Annotated in this window: 9 protein-coding genes; 2 read left to right on the top strand and 7 right to left on the bottom strand. The window is 38.7% G+C overall.

All coding sequences use genetic code 11. The features are described 5' to 3' along the window. From spoVID to hemA, 7 genes are all read right to left on the bottom strand, one after another. On the bottom strand, positions 1 to 643 hold a 643-nt coding region (gene spoVID, locus V7024_RS18545), incomplete at its 3' end, for a stage VI sporulation protein D (protein WP_335522569.1). 373 nt (positions 644 to 1,016) lie between these two features. Further along, complete coding sequence (gene hemL / locus V7024_RS18540) at positions 1,017 to 2,306, bottom strand: glutamate-1-semialdehyde 2,1-aminomutase (RefSeq protein WP_335522566.1); 1,290 nt, start codon at positions 2,304 to 2,306, stop codon at positions 1,017 to 1,019. Continuing rightward, a complete protein-coding gene (hemB, locus tag V7024_RS18535; protein ID WP_335522564.1) occupies positions 2,306 to 3,295 on the bottom strand; it encodes a porphobilinogen synthase in 990 nt (329 codons plus the stop codon). The genes hemL and hemB overlap by 1 nt, the downstream gene beginning before the upstream one ends. A gap of 28 nt (positions 3,296 to 3,323) precedes the next feature. After that, the gene (locus V7024_RS18530) at positions 3,324 to 4,079 is read right to left on the bottom strand and encodes a uroporphyrinogen-III synthase (protein ID WP_335522562.1); all 756 of its coding nucleotides are present in this window, start codon (positions 4,077 to 4,079) and stop codon (positions 3,324 to 3,326) included. Positions 4,080 to 4,083: 4 nt separating this feature from the next. Continuing rightward, positions 4,084 to 5,013 (bottom strand): hydroxymethylbilane synthase, encoded by a 930-nt coding sequence (hemC, locus tag V7024_RS18525; protein ID WP_335522560.1) that lies wholly within the window; start codon positions 5,011 to 5,013, stop codon positions 4,084 to 4,086. Between the two features lie 213 nt (positions 5,014 to 5,226). Then, positions 5,227 to 6,060 carry a cytochrome c biogenesis protein gene (locus V7024_RS18520; protein WP_335522557.1) on the bottom strand — a complete coding sequence of 278 codons (834 nt, stop codon included), beginning with the start codon at positions 6,058 to 6,060 and terminating at the stop codon, positions 5,227 to 5,229. 16 nt (positions 6,061 to 6,076) lie between these two features. Beyond that, positions 6,077 to 7,414, bottom strand: a complete 1,338-nt coding sequence (gene hemA, locus V7024_RS18515; protein ID WP_335522555.1) for a glutamyl-tRNA reductase — start codon at positions 7,412 to 7,414, stop codon at positions 6,077 to 6,079. Positions 7,415 to 7,889: 475 nt separating this feature from the next. Between hemA and V7024_RS18510 the strand changes: the two genes are divergently transcribed. Together V7024_RS18510 and V7024_RS18505 are read left to right on the top strand one after the other, a co-directional pair. Beyond that, positions 7,890 to 8,342: a MarR family winged helix-turn-helix transcriptional regulator gene (locus V7024_RS18510; RefSeq protein WP_098914065.1), complete on the top strand. Its 453-nt coding sequence runs from the start codon at positions 7,890 to 7,892 to the stop codon at positions 8,340 to 8,342. A gap of 2 nt (positions 8,343 to 8,344) precedes the next feature. Continuing rightward, positions 8,345 to 8,761, top strand: coding sequence for an organic hydroperoxide resistance protein (locus tag V7024_RS18505; RefSeq protein WP_335522552.1), 417 nt, complete (start codon positions 8,345 to 8,347; stop codon positions 8,759 to 8,761). The last annotated feature ends 31 nt before the right edge of the window (positions 8,762 to 8,792 follow it).

The raw sequence follows: 8,792 nt of genomic DNA, 5'->3' as shown, positions 1-8,792 counted from the left end.
CTTCCTGTTGCCTTTGTTCCGCTTCTTCGCTTTCTTCCTCCTCATCTAATTCAAGCTCCGGTTCTTGACGAGCTTCTAGCTGAAATGGCTCAAAAGCATAATCTTCCCATTCATCAGCCTCTACCACTTCTTCTGCTAGTATCTCTTCTTCTACTGTTTCTACTGTTTCTTCCACTTCACGCTCTTCGTCACGCAATCCATGAATTGAAATATCCGCTAAAAGCTGCAAACAACCATTTTCTAACAGTTCATAATCAAATTCTTCAATATCCACATACAAATCTTCAGCTTGCTTCACGCGACCGCGTGGAATGGAAATCTCCAATGGAAACGAATGCACTAATTCATTTACCCCATCATCGCGCGTTTCCACATAATCTATCGTACGTGCTGGTGATAATTCTCGTAATGAAAACGCCTCTGTTTCTTCTTTCGGGATATATTCTCCTGTCAAATCTAGCTGTCCAAATACAACAATTTCATATTCACGCTCTTCTATAGCAACATCAGGATCTAATGAAATCGAAAGTAATTCACTGACTTCCTGTCCTTTTTGGAACCATACAGATTCTTTCAACGAAAACCGCAATGAAGTTTGTTGATCTGCTGTCACTTCGTATCCCCCTCTCAAACTATATGTCATTACAGGTTTATGTGGGGAATAGAGACTTTATGAATAAAAAAATTACTGCGCCCAAAAACCAAAAGTGACTTGCACTCGTCTTCTCTCTTTATTTTCACACCGGACGTGGCACAAAAAAAAGCCCTGACCGCTTCTATGCACGGCCAGGTCCTCTCACCTTCACTAAAAAAAGGAGATATACTAGTATTTCAACTGGTATTTATATTTAAATCCATTTTGTTTTTCCAACTTACAAACCACTTCCATCCACAATAAAATGTAATCCCCACATACTTCCTCTCTTTGTTTTCACAACGGACGTGGCTAAAAAAGGACCTGACCGCTTCTACGCGCGGGCTAGGTCCTCTCGCCTCCCCTAAAGAAAAGGGCTTTTTTACCCTTTTAATTTCGACATAGCAATTTCTGCTGCAGCAATCGTTGCTTCAATATCAGCGTCGCTATGTGCTGTTGATAAGAACAAGCCTTCAAATTGAGAAGGTGGTAAGAATACACCTTGTTCTACCATTTCACGATAATACGCTGCAAAATAATCTAAATTGGACATTTTTGCTGTTTCGTAATTGATAACTTTTTCATCTGTAAAGAAAATACCGACCATAGAACCAGCACGATTGATACAATGCGGAATACCATATTTTACCACCACTTCACGTAAACCTTTTTCAAGCATTTCCGCTTTACGTTCAAATTCTTTATAACTTTCTGGTGTTAACTGGACAAGCGTTTCATATCCCGCTGTCATTGCTAATGGATTACCAGATAATGTACCAGCTTGATAAATTGGTCCGCTCGGTGCTACTTGCTTCATAATTTCAGCTTTACCACCATACGCTCCGACCGGAAGTCCGCCTCCAATTACCTTCCCTAAACATGTTAAATCAGGTGTTACCCCAAAATATCCTTGTCCGCAATTATAAGCTACGCGGAAGCCCGTCATCACTTCATCAAAAATGAGAAGTGCCCCGTATTCTGTTGTCACATCACGAAGACCTTGTAAAAACCCTGGAAGTGGTGGTACAACACCCATATTTCCAGCTACTGGCTCTACAATGATACACGCAATATCATCACCGAACTGTTCAAATGCATATTTCACGCTTTCTAAGTCGTTATACGCAACAGTAATCGTATTTTTCGCAACGCCTTCTGGCACACCAGGGCTATCAGGTAAACCAAGCGTAGCCACACCAGAACCGGCTTTAATTAAAAGGGAATCACCATGTCCGTGATAGCAGCCTTCAAATTTTAAAATTTTATTACGCCCTGTATAACCGCGCGCTAAACGAAGTGCACTCATTGTCGCCTCTGTCCCAGAGTTCACCATGCGTACAATTTCAATAGACGGAACGCGGTCGATTACAAGCTGTGCTAATTTATTTTCAATTTCCGTCGGCGCTCCGAAGCTTGTTCCTTTTTCTACTACTGCTTTTAACGCTTCCACAACCTGGTCGTTGGAATGACCGTGAATAAGCGGCCCCCATGATAGTACGTAATCAATATATTCATTTCCATCAATATCATAAACTTTAGAGCCTTTTCCGCGCTCCATAAATAATGGATTCATACCGACAGATTTAAAAGCACGCACTGGGCTATTTACACCGCCCGGCATTAAATCTTTTGCTGTTTCAAATGCTTCAATCGATTTCTCAAAACTTTTCATTATCGTGCGCCTCCTTCTTGTAACCATCTAGCTGCGTCTTTTGCATGATACGTGATAATTAAATCTGCTCCCGCACGCTTCATGCTTAATAATTTTTCAAGAACAATGTCTTGTTCATTAATCCAACCATTTTGCGCTGCTGCCTTAATCATTGAGTATTCACCGCTCACGTTATATGCAACAACTGGAAGGTTAAAATTATTTTTCATATCACGAATAATATCTAAATAAGAAAGCGCTGGCTTTACAATTAAGAAGTCTGCTCCTTCCATCACATCAGATTCAGCTTCACGAATAGCTTCTAGGCGATTTGCTGAGTCCATTTGATATGTTTTACGATCACCAAATTGCGGTGCACCGTGTGCAGCATCGCGAAACGGTCCGTAAAAGGCAGACGCATATTTCACTGCGTATGACATAACCGGTACATGCGTAAAACCATTTTCATCTAACGCATGACGAATAGCTGCTACAAACCCATCCATCATATTAGATGGTGCAATAATATCCGCTCCTACTTTCGCTTGACTTACTGCTGTTTTCGCAAGCAATTCAAGTGATGCATCGTTTACAATCGTTCCGTCTTCAATTACACCGCAATGTCCGTGACTTGTATATTGACATAAACATGTATCCGCAACAACAACTAGCTCTGGAAACTGCTCTTTAATTTGTGAAATGGCACGTTGTACAATTCCGTGCTCACAATAAGCGGAAGAACCAACTTCATCTTTTTCAGCAGGTAAACCGAACACAATAACAGAGCGAATGCCTAAATCAACAACTTCTTGCATTTCTGCTTGCAGATGATCTAATGAAATTTGATATACACCTGGCATTGAAGGAACTTCATTACGCTTATTTTCTCCTTCTAGAACAAAAATCGGATAAATGAAATCTTCTGTATGTAAATGTGTTTCACGCACAAGGGCACGCATATTTGCACTTTGTCTTAAACGACGATGACGGTTAAATTGTAAAGGATTCATAACTTTTCCATCTCCAATTCTTAAAGTTTCACTTTATTATATTTTCTGAAATGCATTGTAACATAGCTTCAATTGTATATTCTGTCGGAACGAGAAGATTTTGAAAATACTTCCGAGCTTCTCGTTCTGTAACAGGACCTATACAAGCAATTGTACATCCTTTTACCCATTCTCTCCAGTTTTCACCTTCAAGCAATGCAAGAAAACTCTGTACAGTTGACGGGCTCGTAAAAGTAATCACATCAATTTCTCTTGATTGCAGAGCATCGATAAGTTGTTCGCGCATTTGCAGATGGACTGTTGTTTCATATACAACAAGCTCACGGACAATTGCACCGTGATTTCGCAGTGCCTCTCGTATTACATCTCTCGCTAAATTTCCTTTTGGCAGTAATATACGAGTCCCACTTCGTATATGATTCACAAATTCCGTCGCAAAAGCTTCAGCTACAAATGTAGTTGGTACAAAATGAACATCGTAGCCGCGGCGCTCTAATTCTTGCTTTGTCTTCACACCGACTGCGGCAATTTTCATAGTATGCGGCAACGATTGTTTCACACCATCTAAAAAAAAATTCACACCATTTTTACTTGTGAAAACAATCCAATCATATGTGCTTAATTCTTCACGCACTTGTTGAAATTGCTCATAGGCAGCCGCTGTTATATGTAAAAGCGGAATTTCCACTGGAATTCCGCCATGTTTTTGCACTGCTACACTCATTTGCTTCGCTTGTTGCCAGGCTCTTGTAATTAGCACTGTTTTTCCGCAAAGGGAGGTCATATTGCTAATTTTTCTCCTGATTTGCTGCGGCAATCAGTTCCTTTGCTCCTTGTCCGATTAACAAGTCTGCTGCTCGCTCTCCAACTTCCCCTGCATGTTCACCAACAACAACCTCTTTCAATAAGACAGTGCCATCTGTCGATCCAACAAGAGCTGTTAATTCAATTTGGTCACCTTCTTTGAGCGTTGCATATCCAGCAATCGGAACTTGGCAGCCTCCTTCTAACTTATGTAGAAATACACGCTCTGCTTCTACTGTTCTCGCTGTTACATGATCATTTAAATGACTTAATAATTGTAATAAATCCGCATCATCCTCGCGGCATTCAATAGATAGCGCACCTTGACCAACAGCTGGTACACATACCGTTTCTTCTAAATACCCTGTAATCACATCATCTGCCCAGCCCATTCGCTTTAGTCCTGCAGCAGCTAAAATGATTGCATCGTAATCTTCCTCTTTTAGCTTTCGTAATCTCGTATCAATATTTCCACGAATCCATTTCACTTGTAAATCCGGACGAACAGCTAACAACTGTGCACTGCGGCGTAAACTACTTGTACCGATTACTGCTCCTTCTGGTAACTCATCAAACAATTCCCCATTTTTAGAAATAAACGCATCACGCGGATCCACACGTTTTGGAATACATCCAATTGTTAATCCCTCAGGAAGTACCGCTGGCATATCCTTCATGCTATGAACAGCCATATCAATTTCTTTTGTTAAGAGCGCATGTTCAATCTCTTTTACGAACAAGCCTTTTCCGCCTACTTTCGAAAGTGTCACATCTAAAATAACGTCACCTTTCGTTACAATTTCTTTCACTTCAAATTCATATGGCAATCCTAGCGCCTTTAATTGATCGATAAACCAATTTGTTTGCGTTAATGCCAATTTACTTTTTCTCGATCCTACAATAATTTTGCGCATATTTTTCTCTCCTCATTATAAGTGGTTCATCACCAAAAGACGGAGGTGACATATAGATAGATGTACACTCCACCCCGAGTGGACGCTTTCCGCGGGCAAGAGCGAGCCTCCTCGGCAAGCCTGCGGGGTCTCACTTTCCTCGCTATTCCCGCAGGAGTCGCCACTCACAGTGAAGTTTATCCAAAAGGCAACCCTATGTTACGGTGATAAACCTTATAAGTACCAAAAATGGAAGTTCGATAAACTACTAAATAAGAAAATATTAATTAACATAATAAGAAATGCTCCAATATTCCAGCTCGCAATTTTCTTTCCTTGTAAAGTATCTGATCCGCGTAAATAAATACCTGCACAGTATACAAACAAGACGATGAAAGATCCGATTACCTTTGCGTCATACCAGTGAAAATTATCTAACTTCGTATATCCCCACATACACCCAAGTAAAATGGCCAATAAAAAGAACGGTACAGAAAATAAATTTAAACCGTATGACATAGAATCCAGCTTCGGTAAATTTCCTAACCGTCTTAATCTTGCATTCCATTTTTTTTGTTTTAATAAACGATATTGAATTAAATACATAATGGAAAAAATAAAAGAAACTGTAAATGTCGCATAAGAAACAATCGCCATACCAACGTGCACATAAACAAGGCCCGAAACTAATTGATCGGCTAACACCGGCGACATTTTTCCAAGTGGCGTAAAAATAGAAAAAGCGCTTACGCCAAACGCAATCATATTTGTGAAAAAGACTAAAAAGTCAATGCGCATAAATCGGTTAATCATTAATGATAATGTAATTAATAACCATACATAAAAATAAATACCTGATAATAACGTTAAAATTGGATTAATTTCCGCTTCTGTTGCCCGAAGTAACATAAATATTGAATAGAGTACCCATACAACAGAAAGTAACCAAAAGGCAATTCGATTTGCCCTTCGGTTACTTTGAAAATAATCTATGAAATATAAACTAACGCTGCAGGCATATAAAAGAATGGCAATATGATAAATAATGCTATTGTTTAAAACACCCATCCGTTTATCCTTTCCATTACAAAGATGGAGCGGATACTGTCCACTTCTCAGCTTGCTTCCATTCTGCTTCGCTCTCTTCCACTACTTCTTTCGCATTTAAATCGAAAATTTTCGCAAATAGGGCAAGTTTTTCTTTCGCATCTTCTTCAACCGCTAACTCTTTCGCAATTAAAATCGGATCTTTTAACAATTGATTAATAATACTTTTCGTATGTTTACTAATCACTTTTCGTTCCCGCTCTGTTAACGTTGGAATTTTCCGTTCAATACTTTGCATTGTTTCACTTTGAATCGCTAATGCTTTATCGCGAAGTTCCGAAATTAACGGTACAACCCCAAGCGTATTCAACCATGACCTAAATAAAATCATTTCTTCTTCAATCATAATTTGAATTTTCTCAGCTTCCTTTAAGCGCTCAGCACGATTCGCTTCCACAACACCTTGTAAATCATCAATATCATATAAGAAAACACTTTCTAACGTATCAATTGCTGGATCAATATCACGCGGCACTGCAATATCTACCATAAAGAGCGGACGACCACAACGCATACTTTCTACTTTGGACATCATTTCTTTCGTAATCACATATTCAGTAGCCCCTGTTGAGCTAATTACAATATCTGCTTCTAACAGCGCGCATTGCAACTGATCCAATGGTTTTGCAAGTCCCATATATTTTTCTGCCATCGTTTCTGCTTTTACAAACGTACGATTCATAACAGTTACTTTACGAGCACCGCTCCCGTACAAGTTCTGCAGTGCTAATTCACCCATTTTTCCCGCACCAAGAATAAGAACATGGCAATTTTTCAAATCACCAAAAATTTTCTTTCCAAGTTCAACAGCTGCATAACTGACCGACATTGCATTGCCACCAATTGTCGTTTCAGAATGTGCACGTTTCGCTAATGTAACGACTTGTTTAAACAATTCATTAAATATCGTTCCTGTCGTTTTTAGTTCTTGCGCAAGTAAGAAGCTATTACGAATTTGTCCTAAAATTTGCGTTTCTCCAACTACCATTGAATCTAATCCACATGTTACGCGGAATAAATGATCTGTAGCACCGTCTTGTTCATATAGAGATAGGTACGGTGCAATTTCTTCTATTTCAAGCTGAAACCAATCAGCCATAAATTTCTTAATATAATAGCGTCCTGTGTGTAACTGGTCTACTACAGCATAGATTTCCGTTCGATTGCACGTTGATACAATGACATTTTCTAATACACTTTTTTGTTTTTGCAACGTTGTCATTGCTTTCTCTAATTCTGCTGCCTGGAACGTTAGTTTCTCACGAATTTCTACAGGGGCTGTTCGATAGTTAACACCAACAACAAGAATATGCACGCAGCATGTCCCCCTTCAACCGATTTTTCATCTTATCTACTATAATAATACAACTTTCCTCTTATAAATCTGACAATCGTGTGAACACCTTCTCTTTTTTCTTCCTTACTTATCTGACAATAAGACATCTCCCGTGATAAGTAAAGAATGAAAGGTGAGGAAAACTTTTCATAAAGGAGAATGATTTTCGTTTCTCTCGCTCAACTGACCTCTACTGAAAAAGAAACTCCACTTTATAATAATTATAAAATAATAACTCTATCTGTACGTTACCAAAAAAAATTGTCGGAATCAAGTATTGAAAACTATTCCATACCTACAGAAAGACTAACTTCCCTTAGCTTCTTTCAATTGAATGAAAATATGTATGATTATGCCAAACGATAGATTTTCCTTTTGTTTGACATTTGGTTTTTTTTATTTTATATTAATTTTACGAAATTCAATTGCGCACAACTGAAAAGGAGAGATACTCATGCATGAGAATCCTTTACATCTAGATAATCAGCTTTGTTTTTCTATTTACGCTTGTTCTAGAGAAGTTACACGTTTTTATCGTCCTTATTTAGAAGAAATGGGAATTACGTATCCGCAGTACATCACTTTATTAGTATTGTGGGAACAAGACGGAATTACAGTAAAAGAAATTGGCGAGCGATTATTTTTAGATTCTGGTACATTAACGCCTATGTTAAAAAGAATGGAAAGTTTACAACTTGTTAAACGTGTTCGCTCGAAAGAAGATGAGCGAAAAGTATGTATTGAACTAACAGAGCAAGGGACTGCTTTAAAAGAAAAAGCATGTTCATTGCCAGAAACAATGGCATCACATTTAAGAATTACAGCAAAAGATTATACAACTTTATTAATTCAATTAAATAAATTAATTGAAACAATGAAAACAATTAATGATAGAAAAGGGGAATAACAATGGAAACATTATATACTGCTACTGTAACAGCAACAGGTGGACGAAACGGGAAAGTCATTTCTGAGGATGGTGTATTAAACCTTGATGTCAAAATGCCAAAAGCATTAGGCGGTATGGGCGGCTCAGCAACAAATCCTGAGCAATTATTCGCAGCAGGTTATGCAGCTTGCTTCGATAGTGCATTGCAGCTTGTCATTCGCACAAAACGCGTAAAAGTAGAAAGTACAGAAGTAACTGCTCACGTATCAATTGGCAAAGATACAGATGGTGGATTTCGATTAGCTGCCACATTAGATGTACGTGTAGCAGGCGTATCTCACGAAGAAGCAAAACAATTAGTCGAAGCTGCACACGGAGTATGCCCATACTCTAAGGCAACAAGAGGAAATATGGAAGTTACTTTAAACGTACTATAAAAGTGAAACTTCCATCCGAGGGGGCGAAACG

The sequence above is a fragment of the Bacillus sp. JJ864 genome (assembly GCF_036963045.1).
Classification (GTDB): Bacteria; Bacillota; Bacilli; order Bacillales; family Bacillaceae_G; genus Bacillus_A; species Bacillus_A pseudomycoides_C.
The sequence above is the reverse complement of the archived record's forward strand: the minus strand, read 5'-3'. Positions and strand labels throughout refer to the sequence as shown.

Bases quoted from the DNA above. Each gene is read 5' to 3' on its own strand.
- hemL (WP_335522566.1), bottom strand. From the start codon at position 2,306: ATGAAAAGTTTTGAGAAATCGATTGAAGCATTTGAAACAGCAAAAGAT.
- hemB (WP_335522564.1), bottom strand. From the start codon at position 3,295: ATGAATCCTTTACAATTTAACCGTCATCGTCGTTTAAGACAAAGTGCA.
- V7024_RS18530 (WP_335522562.1), bottom strand. From the start codon at position 4,079: ATGACCTCCCTTTGCGGAAAAACAGTGCTAATTACAAGAGCCTGGCAA.
- hemC (WP_335522560.1), bottom strand. From the start codon at position 5,013: ATGCGCAAAATTATTGTAGGATCGAGAAAAAGTAAATTGGCATTAACG.
- V7024_RS18520 (WP_335522557.1), bottom strand. From the start codon at position 6,060: ATGGGTGTTTTAAACAATAGCATTATTTATCATATTGCCATTCTTTTA.
- V7024_RS18510 (WP_098914065.1), top strand. From the start codon at position 7,890: ATGCATGAGAATCCTTTACATCTAGATAATCAGCTTTGTTTTTCTATT.
- V7024_RS18505 (WP_335522552.1), top strand. From the start codon at position 8,345: ATGGAAACATTATATACTGCTACTGTAACAGCAACAGGTGGACGAAAC.